This window comes from Halomicronema hongdechloris C2206, from assembly GCF_002075285.3.
Taxonomy (GTDB): Bacteria; Cyanobacteriota; Cyanobacteriia; order Phormidesmidales; family Phormidesmidaceae; genus Halomicronema_B; species Halomicronema_B hongdechloris.
In genome coordinates, this window is the sequence record NZ_CP021983.2 from 3,173,372 (window position 1) to 3,200,127 (window position 26,756).

Sequence of the window (26,756 nt, forward strand, 5' to 3'; positions counted from 1 at the left end):
GAGTTACTAGGTTGCTCAGCCAATAAAGGCCCTGTTCTGACTTGTATTCAAGTAATTTGTCGGTCACTGCTCAATCAGGACTGCCAGTCAGGGCACGCTCCCTCTTGTTGCCAACCGTAGGGATGAATGGCACAAATCAACGTTGTGCGGGTTGCCTGGCTAGTACCATAGGTGACGCCATGGTAGTTAATGCAACCCTGGCAGGCTGGGGGACGAGACGTGGTTCTCTCACAAAAGCCTACTTGCGATCGCAAAATATGCTGTTTACTCTGGGCCCGATGCCACTGTTCGTAGGCGCGACGACGACACAGATAGTTAGCCCTGAAGAAGACTTCATCGCTGGCACTCATGGTTGGCAATCCTAGGAGATATCTCTAGGCTACCCAGGATGCCCCAGCGACAGGTGAAATCTTAAAGAGACATAAACTACTCACGCCCTAGCCCTGGGGAACTTGGAGATCAGTACCATCGCCTGGAGAAAGAGACGGAGTGGCCTCGCCATCGAACCTGGTATCCCCAGTTGCATCTCTTGCCTCCTCCGGCACCGTCGTCTCTGTCGTTGAAACAGCCTGAGTCATCTCCTGCTGTACGCGCTCAGTAATTCGTCGGATCAATTCGCCAGCACGGCCATCATTGTCAGGGCGCTGCACCAAAATGGCCAGGGCGTAACGTTTACCACTGCGGGTGTCCACCAGGGCAACATCCCCGAGTAAGGATTTAATATCTCCGGTCTTATTGGCCACGATGGCGCCATTTCCAGCTGCTGATGGAATCAAAGAGCGATTATCAGTGCGCTGCATGATCGCCAGCAACCGATCTCGCGATCGTAGCGACAAGAGCTCTCCCTGGTTGACCCTGGCCATCAAAGTCACCAAATCCTGAGCACTGGTTGTATTGGTTCCCCCTAGATCAGGCAAGGGGCTGCGAATCACGGTGGCAGATAACCCCCATTGGCGAAACTGTTGGTTTAAGGCTGTAGCCCCTCCCAACAGCTCGATAATCATATTGGTGGCAGTGTTGTCACTGCTAACAATCATCTGGGTAGCCACCTCAAGTACGGGGTACTGTGTGTCTAAGGGCTGCTCGCGGAGCTCCCCAGACCCCCCGGCCAGATCTTGCTGCCGCAGAGTTAGCCCCTGATCTAAGGTAACTTGTCCTGCATCTATAGCTTGTAGTAATGCCACTAAGATAGGCACCTTAATGGTACTGGCTGCTGGCACAGGAGTACTGCCATTGACATCAACATAGTCGCCCGTGTCTAAGTCCACCATGAAGGTGGCTTGGGTCAATCCAGGTGTCAGGGCCGATAGACTTTCCAAATCAGCCGCCAGATAGGTTAATTCAGTATTCCAGGACAGACCACTGTTCGCCCTGGGGTTCGATGACGACTGGGAACGCTCAGGCTCAGCTTGAGTGAGAGCCCCTGGTGTCGGGGCATCTGCCTCCGTCGGCCCTAGAACTGACAGCACCGTCCCCACAATCGCGGCAACCCCAATCCCTAGGATCAGCAGCCGCATGACATAGAGCAGGGGAAGGGCTGTCGGCCGAGGTCGTCGTGGCGTGGAAGCAGCATGGGACCGCTCAGATCGAGTGGGGGACTGTGGGGGCCGTCCCCGATGGGCCTTAGCCGTAGATCTAGCCTTAGCCGTAGATCTAGAGGTATTGGTCGGTTTCGGTCGTAAGGGAGTGACTTTCCGATCGGGGTGAGGAAGGCGTGACTCTGGCCGAGGGGGTGAGGGTTGTGGTGGCTGGGACAGCGGCCTTGATTGAGGGCGTGGGCCCTGGGAAGGGCGCCTGTGACCCTGGCCAGGGGAGGCCTGATAGGGCGCTCGGGGGGCCGACCGTGGCGCCGCTTGAGGCGAGCCAGGATGGCTGCTGGCAGGTCTAGACGGGCGCTGATCAGAGGCCGTCGGGGTTGACCGGCGCGACGTCCCAGGTGGCGTCTGGAACATCTGCTGTTGGGTGCGCCACCAGTTGCGACGGCGAGGATTAGGACGCTGAGGTCGGGGCCGAGGTGCCCCTTGGGAGCCAGCGGTATTATTGCCTGCAGTGGGAGGGGAATACCGTCGCAGCGGGGGAGATGGTTGCTGAGAAGAGTTGCCGTACTGTGCCATGGTGCTATCTCTCTATGGTCGCCGTTGCCTAGGGCGAAGGGAGGGTATTGGGATCAGAAGCTGCCAGGGCCCACTCTACCTGGCGGATAATTCCCCTTAGCATAGCCAATTCCTGGGATGTGGGAGCCGTTCGATACATTAACCGACGCAATTTTTGCATGCGGCTATTGGCTGTATGGGGGTAAAGATAGCCGATTTTTAGCAATAATGCTTCCAAATCAGAATAAAAGCCATCAATTTGGTCGATGGCTGCCCGGGCAGAGTCGGGGGCGATGGTGGTTTCATGGGGCGCCATGGCAGGTGCAGCCTCCCTGAGGGCACTCGATTGACCCGGGACCATCGCCTCCGCTGCTGAGGCTGCTGTCGTCGCCTGGGACTGATCGAGACGAGAGAGCAAATAGCTACAGACTGCCACCGCCTGGGCTAGATTTAGGGAGGGATAATCGGGATTGGCGGGAATACGCACCAAGCGCTGAGCATAATTGAGCTCGATGTTATTCAAGCCGCGATCTTCTGGGCCAAAGATGAGGGCCACCGCCGCCGCTTCGGGGGCCAATAACCAGGGTAGTGCGATTTCTGGGGTTTCTAAGGGGCTATCCAGAGAGCGGGGGCGAGCTGTGGTGGCAATGGTTCGGCGACACCCCTGTAGGGCTTGGGGCAAGGAGTCTACTCGACGGGCGGCCGTCAGGACATCTTGCCCGTGAACCGCCATCTGTTGAGCAGCAGCGGCATTGGGGTCACAGTGGGGATTCACTAAGACCAATTGGCTCAGGCCCATATTTTTCATCACCCGAGCTACAGAGCCCACGTTGAGGGGACCCGCCGGCTCTACTAACACGATGCGGATGTGGTCAAGGGCCATCGATCTGCCTAAGAAATACGGGATGGAGCTGAACAACCCTTCACTTTACGGGGTTACCCTGGGGAACGCAAACACCCAGACGCTGCCCTTATGCTAAGGGGGATAGCCCGTCAACGTTCCTAGACTCGGCAGTGACCGGACTAGCAAGGTCCTAGTCCTAGTCCTAATTATCTCGATGGCAGCTAGACACTTTGTTCCTTGCCCCCCTTATCCCATGGGCGCCATGGCGTCGCCATCGCCACTAGGCCAATGCAGAGACTGGGGCGGTGGGTCTGGCGCTCACGGCCAACGCCATGTCTGCCAGGGAGCCTAGAGCCTAGTCAGACAGGGAGTATACGATTGGTCGTCGCTAGAGAACCCGTTGAGCGCACGAAGAATTGTCGCAATCTTGTCAGGGGATGTTTACGTCGGCTTTAGCCTAGACGTATTGGCTTAGAAGTATCAGGCTAAAGGACTGTGGGTTGAGTGTTGATTTGACCGTACTGGTTTAAGAGTATTCCATCTAAAAAAGTGTCCCGTTCAAGACACTGAACTCATGCCCTTAGCCCTGTGGCCGGGTGTCCTCGGATAGGTATTTAGCTGGAACTCTCTAAGTCTGATGCTGGAGCCAGATAGCGGGGATAGTTGAGGCTGATCGGGGCCTGGACTCTAGCAGTTATCTGGCGCGCAGCTGCCTCTAGGCGTGGCAGTTGCGTCACTGTAGATACCGACAGCGGAGGAGCCACTATGGCAGAGGATCCAAAGAATGAGAAGTCCCCTCAGACGGTGATCAAAGCTGACCCAGTGACGGTCGCTGCCGTGATTACGGCGCTATTACTGGTGCCCCTGTTGATCGCAGGATTTCTGTCCCAATAGACCACCGAACCCATGGGCTAGCACAATAGCCCTAACTGGGACAGACGAGCATCAGTAAAGTCTGAAATCACTAGGGTGGCCCCTAGGTCGTAGAGGTGTTGAGGCTCATGGGTGGTGGCAACCCCAATGGTGAGAATGCCAGTTGCGATCGCAGATCGAATACCCGACGGCGAGTCTTCAAAGACTACCGCGGCCTCCGGCGACACCTGCAAGTGTCGCAGTCCTTCCTGATAGGGCAGGGGGTCGGGCTTGCCCCGGGGCAACTCATCGGCCAAGATCACCGTTGCAAATCGCTCTGTCAGGCCCAAGGTCTGCAGCGTGAATTCCGCATTGGCGCGGGGAGCATTGGTGACAATGGCCTCCTGCAAGCAGTGTGCTTTGCTCCAGGCCAGCAACTCTATCAGCCCTGGTAAGGGCCGTAATTGGGCCCGGGCCTGGCGACGGAACTCGGCTTCCTTAGCCTGACTCAGCTGTTGCCGTTGCTCCAAAGACAGATGAGGCAATAGATCCTGCAAGATATCGGGATTAAGACGACCACTAAAGGTCTGCTGATAAACCGTTGGATTCACTTCGATTCCATAGGGATGCAGTACTGCCTGCCAGACCTGACGGTGAATCGGATCGGTGTTGGCTAAGGTCCCGTCCAAATCGAACAAAATTGCCTGTAGCATAGTTTCCCCAAGCGTGTGCCCTCTCCTTGATAAGGTAGCAGCAGGAATACAGGAATAATCGTAGGGGAGCATCGTCCATGGCTGGGGGATGGCCACCATTACTCACGATGACAGCATGCTCAACCATTGCCATGGCTTGGGCTCAACCGACCATGGCATCCCCAATTAATCTATGGGTTGGTCCTGAACAAGTGCCCTGTTTTCAGGCTGCTGATGGCAATTGCTTGCTGGTTCGCCAGGTACCCCAATCCCATTACAGCCTGTGGCCCCATGCGATTGCCGGCTTCACCTATGCAGCGGGTTACCACTACCAGCTACAGGTGCGGCCCCCGGACGCAGAAACCACGGCCTGGACTCTGGTAGAGCTCATCGAGCAATCTTTGGCTCCGGGGCCTCTAGAGGCCTATCTTTGGCAGTTGCATAGGTATTACACGTCAGCTGGAGAGGTGGTAAAGGTTTTACCGAGCACGACCCTCACCCTGGAGTTTGCCTTGCCGAATCAGATGCGCGGAACCACCGGTTGCAACGATATTCAAGGGAACTATCAGCGCCAATCCCAGCGCCTCACTCTAACGGTTGACAGCTCTACCCTGTTTTACTGTCCTGAACCAGGCTATATGGCTCAGGAAGTAGCCTATCTCAATGCCCTGACCAGGACAGTCCATTTTCAGGTGGAGAATCGTGAATTACAGTTACTGGATGCCAGCCATACCCCGCTGTTGACGTTTCATGCCCAGGTGGCTTCTGGGCCAGCCTTAGCCTATAGACTCTGGGAGTTGCGGGGATTGGTGGATCACCAGGGGAACTGGGTACCGCCTCTGCGGCAAAGCCGGGTAACCCTTATCTTTGACAATCAGGGGGGGGCCATTGGGTTTGCTGGCTGTAATCCTTTCATGGCGACCTATGAACGGCAGGCGTCGCAGCTTCACATCCAGTCCCCAATGCTGGGACGTCGCTACTGCCCCCAGCCTGAGGGAATTATGACCCAGGAAACATTATTTTTAGAATGGTTAGAGGTCACTGCCAGCTTTGAGGTGCGTGGTAACCAGTTAGATCTCAAAACAGACCAGGGGAAACGGGTTGCTAGTTTTAGGCAAATTGTTCCCATGGAGGAGGAAACAACGGGTAATTTGTCGGGGAGCGTCGCTGAGAATAGCAATGGATTATAGGGGAACACTGGAAAATTATGCCCTGGAAGTCACGGTGGGTTAAGCTAATTGGCCGCACTTGCCTGAAGTGGCAACAGGACGACTGCTTATCAATGGGGGCGGCGCTAGCCTATTACGCTTTATTTTCGCTGTTTCCCATTATTCTGGTCATCCTCAGCATTGTCGGTATTTTTATCGGCCCCAATACCTACGCCTACAACCAGATTATTGTCTTTACCAGCCAAGCCTTACCACCAGATGCCTTTGAGGTGGTGCAGGAGACCCTGTTGCGGTTGCATGAAGATAGCACTGGGGCCAGCATCGTCGGCTTCATCGTGCTGTTGTTTACGGCTAGCGGTTTCTTTGGTGCCCTCAGTCGTTCCTTCGATAAGATCTGGCGGACGGAGTCTTCTCTGGGCAAACGCGGGCATATTGTCTGGGCAGTCGTGAATGTGGTCTGGCAGCGTCTATTTGCGTTCATTCTTGTGCTCAGTTCTACCAGCTTGATCTTTCTATCGCTGCTGCTCAATATCGCCATCGATATGTTCCTGGCCATCCTAGAGCAGTTCAGCTCCCAACTGGCGCTTCCTCCCATTGACCAGGTCACCCTGTTGCCTTGGTTGCAATGGGGAGTATCATTTGTCCTGTTGACGCTGGTGGTGATGGTGCTCTTCAAGGTACTGCCCTCTACCCGGGTGGCTTGGGGGGATATCTGGCTCGGGGCCTTGGTCACGGCGTTGCTGCTAGTGGGATTGCAGCAGTTAATTAGTAACAGTGTGATTAGCCTAGGTAGTCGTTTTCGCTCCTATGGGGTGATTGGGGGGGTGATGGTACTGATGCTGTGGATTTACCTCACCAGCCAGGTCTTTTTCTTCGGCGGCGAACTGACCTATGTCTATGCTCGCCTCTTCGGCAGTCGTCGCCCACCTCCCATGGATCCCGAATCAGCGTCTGTATCTGACGGCGAGAGGGTGGATTCCCTGACTTAAAAGATCGTGGCTTCATAGACGACGGTACTTGGCTTGAGAACTACGGTCTCAGGCCACCACTCGCTGACACTGCCACCTAAACGCCTCCTGCCACTTACTTGTCAGTCCCATAGCGAGCCAAAATGTCTCGGAACCAGGCTTCAAAGCGATTCCCTAGGGCCGAGAGGGAGTATTCGGCCTCGGCTTGCTGGCGACAGGCACGGCGATCGAGCTGATCAAGACGTGCGATCGCATCCACCAAGCCAGCCACGTGATCTGGCTCCACCAGCCACCCCGTCTTGCCCTGCTGCACGATCTCGGCCGGACCGCCACGGCGATAGGCAATCACCGGCACCCCACAGGCCAATGCTTCAATGGCGACATTACCGAAGGCTTCCAGCCAACGCGGGGTCATCAGCAAGGCCCGACACCGCCGCACTACTGCCTGCAGCTGGTGGGTAGGCAAAAACCCCAAGTACTCTATGGGAGCCTGGGGATAGCGTTGGCAAATATGATCCCAGTAGGCCTGGTCTTCTAACTTACCCAAAATCTTCAGGGGCATTTGACTCTGGGCTGCCGCCGCCACCGCATCCTCCAAGCCCTTCTCCGGAGAAATACGGCCTAACCAGACTAACTCTGGCCCCGGATTGCCGCAAAATTCATAGCAAGTCAGATCAACGGCGCTGCTAAGACAGCGAAACTGATCTGGCTGCGGGAAAGTAGCTGCTTGGGTGCGAGTATAAACACCAAGGGTACCAGGAAATCGCTCCCCCACCGTGGTAACTGCTGCTGCCATAGCATCACTGAGACATCCCATACTGACAAAATGGGCAATGGGACGCCGGAAAAAGGGGGTCAAATAGAAGGGCAACCAATCGTAGGCCAAATTCACCAATAGATCATAGTCAGCTTGCACCTGACGGCCATAGTCCCACATGGCTGCCAGCACTGAGTCTGGGGGCAAGACGATCGGCACCTGCGGTCCCTGGGTGTGGGCCGTCGGCTGCCAGGTCCCCGGCACCTGCTCAATGGCCATAGCTCCCAGAGTGGATCCCTCCGGGGCTACCAATCGCAACGTGTGCCCTCGCCGAGCCAGCTCTTGGCTGAGAACGTTCAAGGTCAATTCCACCCCACCGCCTAACCCAGAGCCCAACGGACCGACGGGAGTCGATAGTAATAGCAATCGTAGCGGTGCCCTTGCCATGGAATCGGTATCTTTTTCCATTGGCTGCCCTAGGATGGAGTAGGATGCTCAGATTCATCCTCTACTGCTTGCAATTGTTCCGTCGGCTGAGGAGTACTGCCGAGAGTGAGGGTAGAATCAACTCCTGCTAGCTGGCGAATCCGCCCTAATTGCTCTAAGGCCCACCGAGCCGTATCTTTTACCTCAGCATCACTATCTTCAGCGACCACATGGCTTAGCATCTGACTGGCCTGCCCCATTAAGTCGTAAATCCGGGTCAGATCCCGAATGGCATTTTGACGGACTTCGGCATTGGGATCCTGTAGGGCCATAGCCAGAGCTCGATTCATCGGCTTCAGCGAGCGGGTACTAACCTCCGTCAGAGCAGCTAGGATCAAGCTGCGCTCCTTCGAATCAGCATCTAGCATCAAATTCACTAGGGGTTGAATCGCAGTAGAGTTTCCCCGCTGCCCCAGTTCCCAAATGGCTCGTCGGCGCTTAGCTGCATCAGGGCTGGCTAGCTCTTCGATTAATTCATTGACAATATTAACCCGACTCATGCGAGGCGACGCATCAGCCAGCAGGGTTTTGGGGTTTGCTGCTGCCCCATTTTGTCCCTGGAGGCTGGGCTCAGTAGTTCCGTTACCCGCAGCGGCAGCAGCACTGGGTAACTGGTTGACCGAGGTGTCGGCTTTGGCCTTCGTTGCTGGCGCTGAAAGCTTTTGAGGTCGTCGCAAGAATAGGACCAGCAGGATGCCACCACTGACGATAATCAGCAGGGCTAGCAATCCCAGCATCAGCCAGGTAAAGGGATTACCGTTCTCTGCGGCAGGAGCAGCCTCGGCCTCCTCTGCAGCCAAGGGCGCTTCTGCAGTTTCTGATTCTGATTCGGTTTCCGATTCGGTAGAGGTCGTGGGGGCAGGAGCCTCTGTCGCCGGGGGAGAGGTCTCTTCAGGCGGTGCAGTGTCAGTGGGGGTGTCTGCAGCTGGCGGCGATGCAGTCGATTCGTCCCCAGACGGTAACTCCGTCGATGGCACGAATTGAGGAGATTGAATCCGTTGCCAGGTCAGTTGGTCTAAGACGCCGGTAGGAGACACCCCAATCTCTCGCTGAAAGTCAGCGACGGCTTCTTGGGTTGCCGGTCCATAGATCCCATCGACGGCATCACTGTAAAACCCCAACCGCTGTAGTTGCAGTTGTAAGAGCATCACCTCATTGCCCTTCATTCCGGGAGCCAGCAAAATTCCCTCGGGTGATGCCGGGGCGTTTGGATTGGCTGTTGGCTCAGTGGGAGATGCCTGGGCTAACTCGTATGCCGATGCGACTGTTGCATCAGTATTGATGGCTAGGGAGGCATTGGCAATCCCTTCAGGCAGACTCCCAAAAACAGCCAGACAAATTGTGGCGAGTAGAGTCGAACGTTGGACCATGCCTTGATTACCTTCCTTCCGCCTCCCAAAGCGTATGCACTGCTATTGCTATGCTACGCACTGACATCATGGGCTGCCCACCTGAGATTTTACTGATGTTTGCCGGACTCGGAGAGGCATTGCGATATTGCACAACACCTGCCATATCCTGGCATACCTATGGTTCGGCTAGCAGCTTAGGCGGCCATCACCAGGGGCTGGCCCCTTAACTAGGCTGACCACTGAGCAGATGTCAAGACAACGCCCGATTGTTCTGTCAGCTACGGCATCTCAGCTTAACTTAACTCAAAGCGGTAAGACACTCCAGGGATTGGCATGACGAATCTAGAAGTCAGGGGGGAACCTCATGGTGCCTTTAAGCACGTGAAGAAGCTATGAATTGCAACAGAGGCTAGAAACATTGAGCAGGCAGCTGTTTCTGCGTCACCTGCCGGATTTGAGGGAGGAGGTTTCGCTAGGGTCAGAGTCCAGGGACACTGGCTCGGCCAAGGGCTCTATGGGAGGCTCTAGCCATTGTCGTATCCACTGCAGCAAAGTCTCTCGCTGGTTGATCAGGTAAATACTCACTAGGGTCAGGCTGACACCGGTCCACTGCAGCCAACTCAAGACCTCTGCTAGGAACAGGTTGCTAAAGAGCAGGGCAAACACTGGCGTTAGAAAGGTGAGGGCACTCAGACTGGTGAGATTACCCTGGGCCGCCAAATAGAAAAACAGGCCATAGGCTAAGGCACTGCCAAACACAGTGGAGTAGAGAATTGCCATCCAACCAGACCAATCTAGGTATTGCCATTGGTCTGTCTCACTGAAGACGGACCAAGCTAGTAGCGGTAGTCCACCCAACACCATATGCCAGCCAGTGGCTACTACGGGGTCCGCATGTCGGGCCACGTAAGGGACCATTACCGTTCCCACGGCCATGGATAGGGCTGCCAGTAACATCAACCATTCCCCATGGGTGAGGAAGGCTTGCACCGATAGCTGACCGATGGCGCCATCTAAGGTCGGAAAACGTCCCCCTAACCAAGTCCAGATCCATTCGTCGGGTAGCCCCAGCAGGCTGATTCCCAGGAGCCCTATTGTTAGCCCCAACCACCCCAGTAAACCGATGCGTTCAGCAAATAACCATCGGGCCAGCAAGGCTACGGCTAAGGGTTGGGAGTCGATCATCACCGAGCCCAGACCCGCCCCAGTGTGCACTAAACCCTGGGCCAGACATCCTTGAAATAAGCAGCCGTCAATAACAGCAAAGCCCAGTACCCAGCCCCAGGCTTGCCAAGACTTGGGTTGGGGACGCCCCATCCAGCTCGCTGCCAACAACACTAAGACTCCGGCTGGCATTAGGCGTAGGGATGCCAGGAAAAGTGGGGTCGTCGTGGTAATGATTCCTTTCATCGCCACCATGGCCGTGCCCCAGAGAAAAAATGGGGCGATTAAGGCAAGTCCCTTAATCGGGCGGGATGGTGTTGCAGTTGAATCCATGGGCACAGTCCGATATTAAGGCTTTCCTAGGCTTATCTTAAGGAATGTTAATGGATCACACCATTGAGGGCGTCATAGGGCCAGTTTCATGAAGGTCTAAGAGCTGGGTACAATGGCTGTCATCCGCTGATGCAGGGCAGGGCTCTCAGGAGCACCTTGATAAATCGTCTGCCATGCCATCCGGTCAATGCTGTATGACTGCCTTGCTGTTATTTGTCCATCGATACCTAGTCTATGATTTGGCCATTTAAGCCGAGAGTCCGTAAGTCTATTGCTCGTATCGAGATTGCTGGTGCGATCGCAACCTCCATGCGCAAACGGGTGCTCAAGGCCCTCAAAGAAGTAGAAGAGCGCAAATTTCCAGCTCTGTTGCTCCGCATCGATAGCCCCGGTGGTACCGTTGGCGACTCCCAAGAGATCTACAGTGCACTTACGCGCCTGCGGAAAACGACCAAGATAGTTGCCAGCTTCGGCAATATTGCCGCCTCTGGGGGCGTTTACATTGGCATGGGAGCCGAACATATTATGGCCAATCCCGGCACTATCACAGGCAGCATTGGCGTCATCCTTAGGGGCAACAACCTAGAACGCCTGCTAGACAAAGTTGGAGTCTCCTTCAAGGTTATTAAGTCAGGCCCCTACAAAGATATCCTGGCCTTCGACCGCGAACTAACCCCCTCGGAGAAGGTTATTCTGCAAGAGCTCATTGACGTCAGCTATAGCCAGTTCGTCAAAACCATTGCAGAGGCTCGCAGCCTCAGCGAAGAGACCGTGAAGAGTTTCGCCGATGGCCGCATCTTTACTGGCGAACAAGCCCAGCATCTGGGTATTGTCGATCGCCTCGGTAGCGAATATGGCGCTCAGCGGTGGGCTGCTGAGTTAGCCGGCCTAGACCCCGACAAAGCCGCCTGCATCACCCTAGAAGATAGAAAACCCCTATGGACTCGCTTGATTCCAGGACGGCAAGAGAGTTTAGCCACACCACCCATTCTTAATCAAGTGCAATCTTCCCTAGACTGGCTAGACTTTGAATTGACGACCAGTGGTCTACCCCTATGGTTGTATCGACCCTAGTCCCCTGCTTGAAAGCACCATGCCCTGACCAATGCGACCCAACCGTATAGCCTGCGATATTGGCTCCGATGCAGTCCAGCTTGGGGTGGGCATCTCCATTCAGTCAACTGTAATAACTACCGGGACTTGTCCAGGGGCGAATAGGCTCTCTGCTAGGATTAAGTCGAATAGATTCTAAGACGTAGTATTTCGGTCGGTACCCCTAATAGCGTTCCCTTGATAATCACCCCTGGACAATCATTCATTGGTAAAAGCGAGTGGAGGAATTGAGTGTGGACTGGCAAGTTCGGGCGATTCGTGGAGCAATTACGGTTCCAGATAACACAGCCAAAGCAATTGGAGATGCCGTTCACGAACTCTTAGAGATCCTGGAAACCCGGAATCACCTTGACCCCAACTGCATCATTAGTGCCACCTTTTCAGTCACCCGCGATCTCGATGCAATTTTTCCAGCCGCCGTTGCTAGACAGCGTCCTCACTGGGATAATGTGCCTCTACTCGATGTACAGCAGATGCATGTGGAAGGTAGCTTACCCCGCTGTATTCGCTTATTGATTCACGCGCAATTACCCGCGTTCCATGCCGAGGTACAGCACATCTACCTGCGAGGCGCCAAAGATCTGCGACCCGATTGGAGTATTTCCCCCATTACTCTCACACCCTCTAGTCGTGATTAAGTCCTTACAGCATTGCTCGCAAATCGAGTTTATGGAGCTACATCCATGGCTTTCACAGGGTAAGGTTTATCTTGTGTGTCTTTAGCTGTAGCCACGATCTAAAACATCGGTGTAATCCACTCGGTGAAGCTTGCAAAAATGTTCACTCAAGTCAGCAATTCAGCAGCCTGAAACCAAGCAAGAACTGAGTGCTTACTGAGACCTGCCCCTGGCCTAGTCAACTCTTCCCGACTTGGCTATCTATCAAGGCTGAGCCGCTTCAGTTAAGACTTCTTCTTAGACTGGCTGTGATGAAACCGAATCCCTAGAAACACATCATAGAGAAAACCAAAGAAATCCTTCCCTCGGAAAAGTCCTAAGGATTGAGGACAACCCTTAGCATCCAGCAAAGGCTTCATGACCTCATAGGCTGGTTTGTACTTATACCAAGGAATAGAGGGCCAAAGATGATGGACTAAATGATAATTCTGACCCATGATCAACAGGTTCAGTACCCCACTGGGATAGACCCGAGCATTTTTCCAACGATCTCGCTCCTTGAAGGGGCGATGAGGCAAATAGTCAAAAAAGAGCCCCAAGGCAATCCCTACCACTAATGCCGGAGAAAACCAAAAATTAAATATATAAGCTAGAAAGTCAAATCGCCAGGCCGCAATCACCAGCACGACTACGGCTAAGCGCCCCAGACACCACTCCCACAGTTCCCAGCGGCGCCAAAGGCGGCGTTGAAAGAAGTAAACTTCGTGATAGAAGAAACGAGCGGCAATCAGCCATAACGGTCCGCCCGTCGAAACAAAGTGGTCTGGATCATTCTCAGGGTCATTCACATGGACATGGTGCTGCATGTGCACCCGCGTGAACACTGGAAATGAGAACCCTAGCAAGAGAGCACTGCCATGGCCTAAAGCCGCATTCAAGAATCGACTGCGATGGGCTGCATGGTGAGAAGCATCATGGATAACCGTGCCCGCTAGATGCAGCGACAGCACATTCATGAAGAAGACACACCAGCCAGGGAGATCCCAAAGGAAATAGCCAAGAGAGGAAACGGTTATCAGTCCTACGGCGCCTAGAAACATCAGCAGGTTGAGGCTTAATCCACCATCTGCCTTCAACAATTCCGAAGGGACTGCCTTGGAAATGGTCAGAGATTCGGCTGCCGCCGACATTGTGCATTACTCCTACACACTAGTCTCCGGTAGTATACGCTACGATGCGAGATTAATAAAGTTTTGTGACGGCAGCTCAGGGGCTAACACCATCATCGCTCACCTTAGCGGATACCACGACCATAGAAGTGATGGGGCTATCCCCTAGGTTGAGGTGACCTCTAGAACCAGGAGCATCTCCAGGTCAAACAATCGTGTTACTATCCCAGTTGCCTTGCATCGCGGCTAGCTTCCGCAATTTGGAATCTTCGTCATACCCCTCTTGCTATTGGACGCCTATGCAACTGCGCAGTGCCCTCCGCCGAACCAAGATCGTAGCGACCATTGGTCCCGCTACCCAACATCCAGATGTCCTGCGTGCGTTAATTGAGGCGGGAGCTACTACGCTGCGACTGAATTTCTCCCACGGAGATCATGAGACTCACCAACGCAGCATCCGCTTGATCCGTCAGATCTCTTTTGAGCTAAATCAACCGGTCGGGATTTTGCAGGATTTACAAGGTCCTAAGATCCGTCTGGGGCAGTTTGAGCAGGGAGCCGTTCAAGTCAAGAAGGGGGAACCATTTGTCTTGACTAGCCGTCCCCTGACTGGCAATCAGCAGATTAGCTCAGTGACCTACGAGCCCCTAGTTCACGAAGTTCCCGTCGGCTCCACAATTCTCCTGGATGATGGCCGAGTAGAAATGGTAGTCAAAACCGTCGATCTAGAGCAGAAGGAACTTCACTGCCAGGTGATCGTGGGCGGCAAGCTATCTAACAGCAAAGGGGTCAATTTTCCAGGGGTCTATCTGTCCATCAAGGCATTGACAGAAAAGGATCGTCGCGACCTGATGTTTGGCCTGAACCAAGGAGTCGATTGGGTGGCTTTAAGCTTTGTCCGCAATCCCCAAGATGTCTTAGAGATCAAAGAGCTAATTGCCAACGCCAATAAGCGGGTGCCTGTCATTGTCAAAATCGAAAAACATGAAGCGATTGAGCAAATGGAGGCAATCTTGTCCCTAGCCGATGGTGTTATGGTAGCCCGGGGTGATTTGGGGGTAGAACTGCCGGCAGAGGAAGTTCCTATTTTGCAAAAGCGATTGATCTTGACGGCCAATCGCCTAGGGATTCCAGTAATCACAGCCACTCAGATGCTAGACAGTATGGTCAACAATCCCCGCCCTACTCGGGCTGAAGTATCTGATGTCGCCAATGCCATTCTAGATGGCACGGATGCAGTCATGCTCTCCAATGAGACAGCCGTGGGTAACTATCCCGTAGAGGCTGTAGCGACTATGGCTCGCATTGCCATGCGAGCGGAGCAAGAAAATTCCCGTCCTCCCATGGAAGAGGCGGCTGGTGCCCGTTCTATTCCCAATGCCATCAGCCAAGCCGTAGCCCGCATCGCTGCCCAATTAAAGGCCTCGGCAATCATGACGCTGACTAAAACGGGAGCAACGGCTCGAAATGTATCAAAATATCGGCCTCAAACTCCGATTTTGGCCGTTACTCCCCATGTAGAAGTTGCCCGTCAACTGCAAGTGGTATGGGGAGTGCGACCACTGTTAGTGCTTGACCTACCCTCGACAACCCAGACCTTTCACTCAGCCATGAATGTGGCTCAGGAAAAGGGACTATTGCAAGAAGGCGGCTTGGTTGTAATGACAGCGGGCACATTACAGGGTGTCTCCGGATCCACCGATTTAATCAAGGTAGATGTGGTGACGGCAGTGCTGGGACGAGGAACTGGTATCGGTGAGGGCTCGATCAGTGGTCGGGCTCGGGTTGCCCACAGCGGCTTAGAGGTGAGCCACTTTAACCCGGGCGAGATTTTGGTTGTCCCTCGCACAAGTGCCGACTTCGTCGATGCTATCCGCCGGGCCGGTGGTATTATCACCGAAGACGATAGTCTGACAGGCCATGCCGCAGTGATTGGTCTGCGATTGGGAGTCCCTGTCATTGTTGGTGTTGAAAATGCTACAGAAATTATTAGGGACGGCACTATTCTGACCTTGGATACCCGGCGGGGTCTAGTCTACTCTGGTGCCTTCGGGCCAGTTAAGCATGAACCAGTGACGACTCTGTGAAGAAAGTGGCTAGCTCAATTGCTAGGTCTAGGGAGAGACTAATTGGTTTGCCATCGCCTCGGGCTTTTTGGCGGTGGCCAAACCAATTCTGTAAAGCATGACAACACAGCCTGTTTCCTCGCCCCCTATCCTTTTGGCAGCTCAACGCTGTATCGGTTGAGCATTTCAGTAAGTCCAATATCAGCATAGCCTGTCAGGGAGGCTGCCTAGCTACCCACAAGCCCCATGTCATCTGATCCTTGCTGTTGCCACGCTCGGATAGCAGCTTGAGTAAAGGGTCCTTCAATGCCGTCAATCGCTCCTTGATAAAATCCTAGGCGTTGCAGATAGGCTTGTAGGGCCTTAGTGCGGTTTTGCAGATTGCTCCAGAGGGTATCTATCCAGGTTTGGCTAATGGCCCGCCGTAATTTACCCTGTTGTTGAGCGATAAAGGCTTCATCAATGAGCCCGAGTTGGTGAGCTATAAAGTGATCCGCTTCGTCAATCCAAAAACTCAACAGGGGATCGCGGGTTGCTTGCGCCAAAATATTGGCCAGGTAATCTTCGTCGGCTGCCGATAAGGTTGGTTGCATCGCTAGGTAACAATACTCCTGCAGGGTAGTAGTGTAGCGAGTGGATGCCTGTATCAACTGGCCGACAAAGTCCTGAGAGTCAAAGGATGTCATGGTGGCTGGTTCAGTAATGTCGTTCATAATCTGTTCTCCTGTAAGCGTTCCCAGGGTAGGTCTAGGATATTAGTGATGTGTCCTGGCGGAGTGTGACGATATAAACCATGTCTCTAGCTAATCTGGAAGGTTGATTCAAGGGAACCCTCTAGCTCTCGAGGAAACCGACTATTTGGATGCATACGGTTGAGGGAACTAGATATATTAGCCTGTCACACTGCGACTATTTGATTCACTTATTGTCAGGTATCTATTGCATTCGCCGGATATATGACTCAATTTGAAGAGAATCAGCGGTGTCAGGGCGTTTCGTTACCGTTTGAGTCACCGCCGCAGGACGTTTTAGACCATGCTCTAGATGAAATTCTAGGCAAGGGAAATCCGTACTCCTATTCTGTACTGACAGCTATAGAGCGCAGTCTCAGACAGAATCGGCTATCTCCCATGGTAGAAGCTTACGAAATTTTGAATGAAGCCTATTTGCGAGGTAAGAAACAACTCCAGGCTGGATTGGTCATTTACAATCCCCATGCCTGGCTGAAGTACACGGGATTCAATGTCATTCGTGAACGCCGACGTAAACAACGGGCTAGGGCAACTGATCCTGGCATTGTGGCGGCTTTGGTGTCTGACCAACGGCCAGGTCCAGTGCAGCGTTCTATCCTGGAGGCAGAAATTGAAGCGCTGCATCAGGCGATGGAGCAACTACGAGATGAAGAGCCCGAGGCAGCTGAATTGCTTTATCTCAGAACAGTAGAAGGATGGTCTTGGCGGCAAATTCGGCAGTGGTTGATACGCCAAGGACGAGACGCTCCCCATGAAGTTACGTTGCGACAGCGGGGATCTCGGGCCAAGAAACGTCTACGCAATATCTTTCACCGTGTCATGGACTGATGGAGCCGTGACCGGTTGCTGTCACTTTAGTCTTCCTGGCTGATGGGTGGGGGGGTTGACCGCTAGTCTGTGTCAGGGCTAGGATTCCAAAGGCTATACGTTTCGTTCATGGTGCACCAGCAGTTACTACTACGCTACGTTGTCGCCAGCTTCCTGTTGGAGCTAAGGCTGCTGCTGCGCCTTGGGCGCAGATAGATTTTTCACATAAAGGCTAATAGCCCTGAATATATTTTCGTCGAGCTTAGCTCAGAGGTGTGCCTCTAAAGCGCAACTGTCTTCGAGGTGGCTTGGAGCTGAGTAAGGATTGACTCTGGTTAATCGCTTCGGGAAGTGCTGGTTCAGGATGATTTAGAGGGATCATTGTTGTCGACTGGTGTCCCGAAGAATAGGTCCGAATTTACTACTGCTAAGGCAGCTACGCCATAGCGATGGCCTGATTTTTGACTACGTTACCCCGTGGAGCTGACACTGATGTTACGTCAACCTGAAACCAAATATCGTCCTGTCGTACCAGTGGCCTTACCAGACCGTACCTGGCCTAATCAGGTGATTACTCATCCGCCTATCTGGCTTAGCACTGATCTACGCGATGGCAATCAGGCCCTAATTGAGCCTATGTCAGTGGAGCGTAAGTTACGGATATTTGAGCTCCTAGTAGCTATTGGCTTTAAGGAGATTGAAGTAGCGTTTCCAGCGGCCTCTCAAACGGATTTTGAATTTGTTCGCAAGCTGATCGAAGAGGAGCGGATTCCAGAGGATGTCACGATTCAGGTGTTGACCCAGGCTCGAGAAGATCTGATTCGGCGCACCTTTGAGGCATTGCAGGGAGCAGCACGGGCCATCGTCCATGTCTACAATGCCACATCACCATTGTTTCGGCGGGTAGTGTTTCAACGGGAGCGGCAACGCACAATTGAGTTAGCCGTGACGGCAGCTCGACTAATGCGCTCTTTGGCAGCAGCACACCCAGAGACGGAGTGGCGCTTCCAGTATTCACCGGAGACGTTTACGGCGACGGAGTTGGACTTTGCCCGGGACATTTGTAATGCCGTGTTAACGGTATGGCAACCAACCCTAGAGCGTAAGGCGATTATTAATCTGCCGGCTACGGTGGAAGTGGCGACTCCCAATATCTTTGCCGATCAGGTGGAATGGATGCATCGACACTTAGCCTACCGTGAACAGGTGGTGTTGAGTGTGCATAACCACAATGATCGGGGCAGTGGTATTGGTGCTGCAGAATTGGCCCAAATGGCTGGAGCTGACCGGGTGGAGGGTTGTCTGTTTGGCAATGGAGAACGCACTGGCAATGTGGATCTGGTCACCCTGGCCTTAAATCTCTATACTCAGGGAATTCATCCAGGATTGGATTTCTCCCGGATTAATGAGGTGGCTCGCACGGTAGAAGAGTGCACTCAGTTGCCGATTCATCCGCGACATCCCTATGTGGGGGATTTGGTCTTTACGGCGTTTTCAGGGTCGCATCAGGATGCCATTCGCAAGGGCTTAGCGGCTCAGCAGCCGGGAACTCCTTGGGAGGTGCCTTATTTACCGCTTGATCCGACTGATGTAGGCCGTACCTATGAGTCGGTGGTGCGGGTTAATAGCCAATCGGGCAAGGGGGGAATTGCGTTTCTGCTAGAGCAAGATTATCAATTGAGTCTGCCGCGCCGATTACAGATTGAGTTTAGCCGAGTAGTGCAGCAGGCAATGGATGAGCAGGGGCGCGAGATGACGTCGGCAGATCTCTGGCAGCTATTTGAGCAAGAATATCTGCAGGCAACCGCTCCTTTCAAATATGTGTTGCATCATTGGCGCGATGATGTCGTGCAACCGTCGATGATGGCAGCGGTGGAGTTGGAAGACTCTCCGATCACCATCGAAGGGAATGGTAATGGCCCTATTGATGCTTTTGTCCATGCGTTGAATCTAGGGGTGCGAGTGCATCACTATGAGGAGCGCTCTTTGAGTCAAGGGAGTGAGGCCGATGCGATCGCATGTGTCGAAATCGCCACCGACTGGTTAACGTCGCCAGTCCATGGGGTTGGCATTCACAGTAGTATTGTCACCGCCTCGCTCTTAGCGGTGCTGAGTGCAGTCAATCGAGGATTAGGTCGCCTACCATCAGAGCAGCGTCAGCAGTTACTAGCTCAAGCCTATTCCTGATGACCCCATAATCTACCCGTGCCAGGGGAGCTCCCTTAAGACTTCCCTAGCGCGGGCCTGATTAGCGCGGGCCCGATTACAATCACTATCAGAAAACCCTATAGAGCCAAAACAAATCCTAGGGAATGAGAGCATAAACGCGCTCTAAAATACCTATTCCCTTGCCGCGATGTCCCCAGCAATAATCAAGAGTATAAATACTTATTTTTCAGATTTTGTCGTCTATGTTACGGGACGTCAACAACAGAATTCTAGATAGACTTACTAGTGCTCTCTTGTCCTTGTACAATGATCCCAAAGGGAAGTTTACGGATATCTAGGCACCTTTAAAGTAGATATGTCAATTTCTGTTAACGAAAACACCTTTAAGAGAGAGGTAATGGAGTCATCTACTCCTGTCTTAGTTCATTTTTGGGCACCCTGGTGCGGTTTATGTAAGATGATCTCGCCCGTGCTAGAGCACTTCCAGAGTGAATGGCACGACTACATTCGGTTGATAGATATTAATGCGGATGAGAACCTAAAACTCGCCAATTTCTATCGCCTTACGACGTTACCGACCCTCATGTTCTTTGACCATGGCCATCTTTATCAGCGCCTAGACACCTTCCGGGGCAAAGATGATTTGCGCATGGTCTTGGACGCCTTTATGCGTAGCCGTGAGATGGAAGGGTATATCGCTAATTTGACACCAATTTATCCGTATACTCGCGGGCGATCTGACTAGTACACCCAAGCAGACGTAAAAGGACCTAGGGGAGGCAGACAGGGAAATCCTGCTCAATAGAGGTGTTATTTCTGCGGCAGGGTATTCGGCAGGTATCCTTCCAGTAAGAGATCTGAACCGACTGCATGCCAGCTGAAAGACTTCAGGGCAATCGCTTGAGTCATGTGATCTATGCCTAGATCACCGATAGGTCCCGGGGCAGTTTGGCCACCAATGACTTTGGCCGCAACGAAGGCCCAGATTTTCTGAATGCTGCCATCGGCAATGGCTTGGGCCGCCAACGTACCGCCACATTCCCACAACACCGATAAGTAACCACGCCCGTATAGGGTAGCCATCACCGTTGCGGGAGTTAGCCTTGGCAGGGCAATGACCTCTACGCCGCGCTCCATGAGAGCCTGCTGGCGCTCCGGGGGAACATCGGCCTGGGTAAATACCTGGGTCGGGGCAGGGGTCACATCCCACAGTTGGGCAGTCTCTGGTAAATTCAATTGGCGACTCATGATGATGCGGCAGGGGTTGCGATCGCACACCCCATGGCTCGTCAATAATGGGTCATCACGGCGCACCGTATTGCCCCCCACAATCACCGCATCACAGCTTGCCCGCAGACGATGCACCTCAGTGCGAGCCGCAAGACCGCTAATCCACTGGCTATGGCCAGTAGACGTGGCAATCTTGCCGTCTAATGTCATAGCGTACTTGAAGATGCCAAAGGGCCGACGATACACACAGCGATGCACAAATGCTTCATTGATTTTTTGACAATCGGCCTCCGCAACACCGACCGTCACCTCAACCCCCGCCTGGCGTAGTCGCTCAATCCCCTGGCCTGAGACCCGCTCATCCGGGTCCACCATGCCCACCACGACACGAGCAATCCCCGCCTGCAAAATGGCCTCTGTACAGGGAGGAGTGCGACCATAGTGATTACACGGTTCTAGGTTGACATAGAGTGTTGCCCGCCGAGCCTGGTCAGCGGCAGCCTGCAGGGCAAATACTTCAGCATGGGGATGTCCAGCCCCGGGGTGAGCCCCTTCTCCAACCAACTGTCCCTCTCTCACCACCACAGCTCCTACCAGAGGATTCGGAGCCGTTTTCCCAGCCATCTGCCCAGCTAGCACCAAGCAGCGCCGCATCCATGCTTCGTCACCCCACTCAGCTGTCAAGTCCCCTTCCTCCTTCACAGGTGCTGTAGAATGCTCTCCAACGGTGGCCATTGCTGCAGCCAGCTATCTTCAACCCAGCATCCATAGACGATAATCGACAACGGCATCCTGTCATGGTCCAGCCACAATCAGGGATAGTGTTGCTTATTATTGCGAAATGCGTACACTTTGAAACGTGGTGACCAATATCACTCCTGGATTACCCTTCCCAAATCAACTCTAGCTGGGTAAGGATGCATGCAGTGAGTGGGGGAGTGATTACACCATGCAACGAAAACCATCACCTTGGACAACCTGGCAGCGCTACCTGTGGCTAGCGATAGTCACGATCCTCCTGGTCTTTACGAGTCATCCCTCCTGGCTGCAGGCGCAAGAGGCCGAAAGTACACCAGTAGCCCCATCGCTACCCCTACTGCATTCCCTAGAAGACTTAACACCATCGGATGTCCCCGCACTACTGGCTGGTGAAGAACGAGACGTTGTCTCAGCTCCCGTACGCCTAGATGGACGCACCCTATTCTTTGTGGCGGCTCCAGTCATCGACCCGAATGATCGCCCCAATGACATCTTATCCGCCGATCAGCGAGCCCAAGAGATCGAAGAACGATTGCGGGAACTCGCCCGTCGCCAGCTCACGGCCCAAACCCTAGACGTCACTTGGGAGCTAGAGTCCAGCAGTAACCAGCCCATCATCTATGTCAACGGCGACTTTCTCTTCACCGTGACTGCCCTAGACGCCCAACTCCAAGGGATGAACAACCTGGAAATTCGAGCCAATGAATTAACCCGGGTTATTCAACGAGCATTGCTGCGTTATGTCCAACAACGCCAGCCCGCCTTCCTGTGGCGCCAGAGCAAAATAGCGGCCGCGATCTTACTGGCCCTGGCTGTGACGAGTTATCTGCTGACGCGCTTCCAAGCAGCGCTCAAGAGTCGAAAACAAGCCCTTGCCAACAAGGAAACGATCGAGTTCGACAACGACCACCTCGCCACTGCCCTCAGACAACAAATGGTCAACCGGGAACGACGGGGTATTTTGGATCTACAACGGGGACTGTTGCGATTAGGGCAGATAGCCCTATGGCTAGGCGGCGGCTTTATTTTATTGGGCCTCTTCCCCTATACCCGGTGGCTGCAGCACGTCATCCTCAATGGCTTGAAATTGCCGTTTAGGCTAACCCTATTAAGCCTGATCGTCTATTGGCTGATTCGCCTCAGTAATCTCTGGGTTGATCGCCTTTTTATTACTTTGCAAGAGGGGTCACGATTAGCCCCTGAACCCTCCGAGCGCCTCGCTCTCCGCTTTTCTACCTTCTCTCAAGTCGCCAAGAGTATCGTAGACTTTATCATCCTGACGATTGGATTGCTCATGGGGTTAACCCTGCTTGGATTTCAAGTAGGTCCTTTAATCACAGGGGCCGGCATCGTTGGTTTAGCCATATCCCTAGCCTCTCAAAACTTAATCCGAGACATCATTAATGGGTTTTTAATTCTATTAGAAGATCAATACGGCGTTGGAGACGTCATCGTCGTCGGTGAGGTGGCAGGATTTGTCGAAACCATGAACCTGCGTATTACCCAGCTCCGCAACGAAGAAGGTCGCCTGATTACCATTCCCAATAGCCAAGTCACCATCGTACAAAACTTATCCAAGGAGTGGTCTCGCGTCGATCTCTTGATTCCAGTGGCGTTAACAGCTGATCTAGATCAGGCCCTCTTAATCGTCAGACAGGTCGCCGACGCTATGGGCCAAGATGAGTCCTGGGGGTCACTGATATTAGAACCACCATTGCTGCTAGGCGTTGACCAACTCGATCATGCTGGAGCGACCATTCGCCTCTGGATTAAAACTCGACCTCTGAAACAATGGGATGTCGCTCGGGAATATCGCCGTCGCCTTAAAATTGCCTTCGAACAAGCTGGTATTGGCATCGGCGTCCCTCAGCAGGTGATCCATTTCCGGAATTTCGATGGAAATGGGCGTGTTGCCCATTCTGACCTCTCCCCCTCAGAGGTCAGATCATCAGCGACCCAGAACCATCAGTAAGACTTGGACATGTCACCTGAGCTGAATGGGAAACCAGCAGGGTTACTCAATGATCGCTGGCCTGACCAGAGGCTACTCCATAGCCAGGGATCACTCGCCCCATTACAGTTATCCAGCCAATAGAATCCATAGTTTTAGTGCCAATGTGCGAAATCAAGACCATTTGGGATGAATAACTATAGTAAGCGGGTAATCCCCCATTTCTCCCGTGATCGTCCAATGTTCAACTTGCCTCAGGAGTTCTACCATGGTGTCTTCCGGAAATCATAAGCCCAATCAACCTGCCAAGCGATCCTCGCGCCGTCAGCGCCATCTAGCCAAAGCCTATAAGCCCACCAATCGGGGTAAGCCAAAGCGGCTCCAGCCTGGTGGTTCCCGTTAGGGCATAGTCACTACAGATTTTGGTTTTTATTAACGGTGCTTGGTTGAGTTGCACTAACTACCTATCTAGCTGGAGATCTGGGCTGGCTGACAACCAGTACATACCCTAATCAGATAACTGCTTAGTCTCAACCAAGACTGACTATCCTAAGCCGCTGTTTGACTATCTCCATAGCTCATTGACGCGACACGGTGAGGCGATAGCTGGCGTCACCGTGCTCGCTGCTGACAACCACGTAATAAGCCCCACTGGTGGATAGGGGCACATCAGCAACGACAGCCCGGTGCATCAAGAGATTACCATCGGGAGAAACCACGTCAAAAACGGCATTGTTGTTGAGAGAGGTCAAGTCTAGAACAATTTGCTGCCCAATATTGCCATCAAGACGATAAATCTTTCGCTCTCCCATCGCCACCTGCTCCTCAACAGTCGTCATAGATGTTCCAGGGGTAAACTGAATTGCTGTAGACCCGACATCTGAAATGGAAGTCGGAGAGACCACCTCTTCCAACGCAGTCTGGTCTGCACATGGAATTCGTTGATAATGCTGGCGTGGGCCGCTTAATTCTGTTGCCGTCATTACCCAAAATTCTCGAACTTGCTGAATGTCTGACTCTATGGTGGTCGTCACTGTTAACGACAGACGGGACTGCTCCAACCGACCAGACAGGGTTTTATCGTAGACGGTATAGAAGTTTCCTTGCTCATGCTGGATGATACCTGATCCTTGGCCTGTCACAGCATAATCTGGAGCCAGAACCAACCGGAGGTCTGCCGAGAGAGTTTCGGTTCTAGCCTGAAAACAATACGTTCCCGGAGATAGATGAACAGATGAGTCAGAAGCCGTAGCCGTCGAGTCAGTTGGGACAGAGGCTTCTCCCATATAAAGTTCTAAAGGGGCAGATTGGCAGCTACTCAACGCTATCAACCAGCCTATGTTGAGCAAGTAATCTGACAGCCTCATTATGGCGAGAGATATGGCAACAGTACAAATACAGCCCGCATTGGGCGGCCCTTAGGGACAGCTCTAGGAGGCACCTAACGAGTTCCCCCAAGTGTAGCCATTCGATGGTGATTATCGGCATACCTTGAGCAACAGAACGCATAGCCTTATCCTCCCTCTACGTCTACAGGAATGGGATAATCTATCGGGATAGTTTTGCCCTGACAAGAGAGGGGCTCCAGCACTGACTCAATAAAGCCAGTGAGAATGCCTAGCGTCTGCCCCAGGAGAGTGAGATAGTACCGATAGACTAGTTAGTTACCAATGATTGACTCTTTCTAGTCATCTGCTCTCTGCTTCGCAATCATCTATGTCCCCATCGCCGCCACAACTGCGTCCTTATCAAATAGAACTCATCAATGATCTCTATCGCACGTTAAACCAAGGCCATCGGCGAGTTGCCATTATCGCTGGTACTGGTGCTGGTAAAACTGTAATCAGCGGACAAATCTGCGCTCATGCTGAGGCAGCAGGTAAGCGGCTGATGTTTTTAGTGCACCTAGATGTGCTAGTAGGGCAAACCTACGAAAAGATGAAGGCCTTTGGCCTCCATTGCGGCTTCATTAAGGCAGGCTGGGAGGAGGATCGCAACGCTCCCATTCAAATTGCTAGTGTTCAGACCATGGCCCAGCGTAAATGGTGGCGCACATGGCCCGCAGATGTCGTGTTCTATGACGAAGGGCATACCACCTTGTTTAGCCGCATCGGTAAGTCGGTGCTTTACAAGACGCATCCTCAGGCGGTGCATTTGGTCATGACTGCCACACCAGAGCGTCTCGGGAAGGATCAACTGGGAGAACATCTGGAGACGTTAGTGGCTTCGCCAGCGCCAAGCAAGCTACAGCAGATGGGGTTTCTGGCGCCCATGCGCTATTACAGCATGCCGCCGGATGGTGTGGCTAATCTCAAGGGCATTAAAACTGTGCGGGGTGACTATGACGAAGTAGGCCTCAAGAATGCATGCGATCGCCCGGAACTCATCGACAAAATTGTGCAGGAATGGCAACGACTAGTCCACGGTAAACGAACCATTGCCTTTTGTGTGGATATTGAGCACGCTCGCCATGTGGCTCAGGCCTTCCGTAAAGTAGGCATCCCAGCCGATACGGTAGAGGGAGGAACACCCATTAAGGAGCGACATCGCCTATATCGTGACTTACGTGACCAACGGCTTTTGGTGCTGACCTCCTGCAATGTTATTAGCATTGGGTTTGATGAGCCCAGTGTCGAAGTAGGGTTGCTATTGCGTCCGACCCAGTCTAGCGCCCTTCATTTTCAACAGATTGGCCGAGTGATGAGAATTTCACCCCAAACCCATAAGGTCTGTGGAATCATTTTGGACCAAGCGGGAAATCTGGAACGGCTGGGGTTTCCAGAGGACATCAAGGAATATCGACTGCCCCTGAAAAAGGACGGATCTAGCGGTGGCAAACCACCCCCGATGAAACCATGTCCGCAATGCGGGCGGATTGTCTATGCCTTTGTGGTCAAGTGTCCTGACTGTAATCACCAATGGTTGAGTGACCGCCCTCTGAATCTGGAGGATATGGTAGAGATTTACTCGCGAGATCAGGCCCATCAAATCAACGACATCCCAACACTGATCGAGTTGTTCCATAGTCACCGGCGCCGGGCCTATCAACGGGGCAATGCCCCGACTTGGGCCGAGCGCTCCTTTTGGGAGCATTGTGGCCGTTGGCCTCAAAGCAGCTGGTACCGAGGCTCTATCTTTGGCAATCGACCCAGTGCACAACAGCAGCTAGACTATCTCAGCTATCTCCAGAGCAGTGCTAGGCGCTTGGGTAAGCGGGAAGACTGGATCGTAGAGGAATTTGAGAAGGAATGTGGCCAAGGTAGCTTTCAGCAATTAGCTAACTGGCGACGGGCCCAATACCCGAGCTAGCAGATGCCGTCCATCAGTAACACCTGAAGAGTCATCAACGCCCCCTACTCGTTTTTTGGTGAAATCAACTATAATTCAAATCATCACCATTTATACTGCTGACT

23 protein-coding genes are annotated in these 26,756 nt (G+C 53.2%); 12 read left to right on the forward strand and 11 right to left on the reverse strand.

What is annotated here, in order from left to right; all coding sequences use genetic code 11:
- Positions 1-74: 74 nt before the first annotated feature.
- The 3 genes from XM38_RS14430 to XM38_RS14440 form a co-directional block, all read right to left on the reverse strand.
- Positions 75-350 (reverse strand): hypothetical protein, encoded by a 276-nt coding sequence (locus tag XM38_RS14430; RefSeq protein ID WP_080808599.1) that lies wholly within the window; start codon positions 348-350, stop codon positions 75-77.
- Positions 351-437: 87 nt separating this feature from the next.
- Positions 438-2,114, reverse strand: a complete 1,677-nt coding sequence (locus XM38_RS14435; RefSeq protein ID WP_080808602.1) for a serine hydrolase — start codon at positions 2,112-2,114, stop codon at positions 438-440.
- Between the two features lie 28 nt (positions 2,115-2,142).
- Positions 2,143-2,976, reverse strand: coding sequence for an RNA methyltransferase (locus XM38_RS14440; RefSeq protein ID WP_080808605.1), 834 nt, complete (start codon positions 2,974-2,976; stop codon positions 2,143-2,145).
- A gap of 726 nt (positions 2,977-3,702) precedes the next feature.
- Here XM38_RS14440 and XM38_RS27785 point away from each other — a divergent pair.
- The gene (locus XM38_RS27785) at positions 3,703-3,831 is read left to right on the forward strand and encodes a hypothetical protein (RefSeq protein WP_256995638.1); all 129 of its coding nucleotides are present in this window, start codon (positions 3,703-3,705) and stop codon (positions 3,829-3,831) included.
- Between the two features lie 17 nt (positions 3,832-3,848).
- Here the strand turns inward: XM38_RS27785 and XM38_RS14445 are convergent, their stop codons facing one another.
- Positions 3,849-4,502, reverse strand: a complete 654-nt coding sequence (locus tag XM38_RS14445) for an HAD family hydrolase (protein WP_088430234.1) — start codon at positions 4,500-4,502, stop codon at positions 3,849-3,851.
- A gap of 107 nt (positions 4,503-4,609) precedes the next feature.
- On the opposite strand from XM38_RS14445, the gene XM38_RS14450 reads away from it, so the two are divergent.
- Together XM38_RS14450 and XM38_RS14455 are read left to right on the forward strand one after the other, a co-directional pair.
- Positions 4,610-5,671, forward strand: a complete 1,062-nt coding sequence (locus XM38_RS14450; protein ID WP_187329416.1) for an META domain-containing protein — start codon at positions 4,610-4,612, stop codon at positions 5,669-5,671.
- A gap of 17 nt (positions 5,672-5,688) precedes the next feature.
- Positions 5,689-6,639: a YihY/virulence factor BrkB family protein gene (locus tag XM38_RS14455; protein ID WP_080808613.1), complete on the forward strand. Its 951-nt coding sequence runs from the start codon at positions 5,689-5,691 to the stop codon at positions 6,637-6,639.
- Positions 6,640-6,733: 94 nt separating this feature from the next.
- Here XM38_RS14455 and XM38_RS14460 read toward each other — a convergent pair whose 3' ends face one another.
- The 3 genes from XM38_RS14460 to XM38_RS14470 all read right to left on the reverse strand — a co-directional run bounded on the left by XM38_RS14460 (position 6,734) and on the right by XM38_RS14470 (position 10,710).
- Positions 6,734-7,843 carry a glycosyltransferase family 4 protein gene (locus XM38_RS14460; RefSeq protein ID WP_225889319.1) on the reverse strand — a complete coding sequence of 370 codons (1,110 nt, stop codon included), beginning with the start codon at positions 7,841-7,843 and terminating at the stop codon, positions 6,734-6,736.
- 8 nt (positions 7,844-7,851) lie between these two features.
- Positions 7,852-9,231 carry a peptidoglycan-binding protein gene (locus XM38_RS14465; protein WP_080808616.1) on the reverse strand — a complete coding sequence of 460 codons (1,380 nt, stop codon included), beginning with the start codon at positions 9,229-9,231 and terminating at the stop codon, positions 7,852-7,854.
- A gap of 423 nt (positions 9,232-9,654) precedes the next feature.
- The gene (locus XM38_RS14470; protein ID WP_088430236.1) at positions 9,655-10,710 is read right to left on the reverse strand and encodes a DMT family transporter; all 1,056 of its coding nucleotides are present in this window, start codon (positions 10,708-10,710) and stop codon (positions 9,655-9,657) included.
- A 234-nt stretch (positions 10,711-10,944) separates the two neighbouring features.
- Between XM38_RS14470 and sppA the strand changes: the two genes are divergently transcribed.
- Complete coding sequence (gene sppA, locus XM38_RS14475; RefSeq protein WP_080808622.1) at positions 10,945-11,784, forward strand: signal peptide peptidase SppA; 840 nt, start codon at positions 10,945-10,947, stop codon at positions 11,782-11,784.
- Between the two features lie 272 nt (positions 11,785-12,056).
- Positions 12,057-12,461 carry a chorismate mutase gene (aroH, locus tag XM38_RS14480; protein WP_080808729.1) on the forward strand — a complete coding sequence of 135 codons (405 nt, stop codon included), beginning with the start codon at positions 12,057-12,059 and terminating at the stop codon, positions 12,459-12,461.
- Positions 12,462-12,724: 263 nt separating this feature from the next.
- Here the strand turns inward: aroH and crtR are convergent, their stop codons facing one another.
- Positions 12,725-13,630, reverse strand: a complete 906-nt coding sequence (gene crtR, locus XM38_RS14485) for a beta-carotene hydroxylase (RefSeq protein ID WP_080808625.1) — start codon at positions 13,628-13,630, stop codon at positions 12,725-12,727.
- Positions 13,631-13,908: 278 nt separating this feature from the next.
- Here crtR and pyk point away from each other — a divergent pair, with 278 nt between their 5' ends.
- Complete coding sequence (gene pyk, locus XM38_RS14490; protein WP_080808627.1) at positions 13,909-15,696, forward strand: pyruvate kinase; 1,788 nt, start codon at positions 13,909-13,911, stop codon at positions 15,694-15,696.
- 206 nt (positions 15,697-15,902) lie between these two features.
- Here pyk and XM38_RS14495 read toward each other — a convergent pair whose 3' ends face one another.
- Positions 15,903-16,388: a peptidoglycan-binding domain-containing protein gene (locus XM38_RS14495; RefSeq protein ID WP_080808630.1), complete on the reverse strand. Its 486-nt coding sequence runs from the start codon at positions 16,386-16,388 to the stop codon at positions 15,903-15,905.
- A gap of 243 nt (positions 16,389-16,631) precedes the next feature.
- On the opposite strand from XM38_RS14495, the gene XM38_RS14500 reads away from it, so the two are divergent.
- The 3 genes from XM38_RS14500 to XM38_RS14510 all read left to right on the forward strand — a co-directional run bounded on the left by XM38_RS14500 (position 16,632) and on the right by XM38_RS14510 (position 20,148).
- On the forward strand, positions 16,632-17,255 hold the full coding sequence (locus XM38_RS14500; RefSeq protein ID WP_080808634.1) for a sigma-70 RNA polymerase sigma factor region 4 domain-containing protein: 624 nt from the start codon (positions 16,632-16,634) through the stop codon (positions 17,253-17,255).
- Between the two features lie 471 nt (positions 17,256-17,726).
- On the forward strand, positions 17,727-19,421 hold the full coding sequence (gene leuA / locus XM38_RS14505; RefSeq protein WP_080808637.1) for a 2-isopropylmalate synthase: 1,695 nt from the start codon (positions 17,727-17,729) through the stop codon (positions 19,419-19,421).
- Between the two features lie 337 nt (positions 19,422-19,758).
- On the forward strand, positions 19,759-20,148 hold the full coding sequence (locus XM38_RS14510) for a thioredoxin family protein (protein ID WP_080808641.1): 390 nt from the start codon (positions 19,759-19,761) through the stop codon (positions 20,146-20,148).
- Between the two features lie 65 nt (positions 20,149-20,213).
- On the opposite strand, the gene ribD is transcribed toward XM38_RS14510, so the two are convergent.
- Positions 20,214-21,287, reverse strand: coding sequence for a bifunctional diaminohydroxyphosphoribosylaminopyrimidine deaminase/5-amino-6-(5-phosphoribosylamino)uracil reductase RibD (ribD, locus tag XM38_RS14515; protein WP_225889474.1), 1,074 nt, complete (start codon positions 21,285-21,287; stop codon positions 20,214-20,216).
- A 295-nt stretch (positions 21,288-21,582) separates the two neighbouring features.
- Here ribD and XM38_RS14520 point away from each other — a divergent pair, with 295 nt between their 5' ends.
- Together XM38_RS14520 and XM38_RS27790 are read left to right on the forward strand one after the other, a co-directional pair.
- A complete protein-coding gene (locus XM38_RS14520; RefSeq protein ID WP_080808647.1) occupies positions 21,583-23,364 on the forward strand; it encodes a mechanosensitive ion channel family protein in 1,782 nt (593 codons plus the stop codon).
- A 247-nt stretch (positions 23,365-23,611) separates the two neighbouring features.
- Entirely contained in the window at positions 23,612-23,746 is a 135-nt protein-coding gene (locus tag XM38_RS27790; protein WP_256995639.1) for a hypothetical protein, read from the forward strand.
- 175 nt (positions 23,747-23,921) lie between these two features.
- Here XM38_RS27790 and XM38_RS14525 read toward each other — a convergent pair whose 3' ends face one another.
- Complete coding sequence (locus tag XM38_RS14525) at positions 23,922-24,182, reverse strand: hypothetical protein (protein ID WP_137455130.1); 261 nt, start codon at positions 24,180-24,182, stop codon at positions 23,922-23,924.
- Positions 24,183-25,059: 877 nt separating this feature from the next.
- Here XM38_RS14525 and XM38_RS14530 point away from each other — a divergent pair.
- Positions 25,060-26,652, forward strand: a complete 1,593-nt coding sequence (locus XM38_RS14530; protein WP_080808654.1) for a DEAD/DEAH box helicase — start codon at positions 25,060-25,062, stop codon at positions 26,650-26,652.
- The last annotated feature ends 104 nt before the right edge of the window (positions 26,653-26,756 follow it).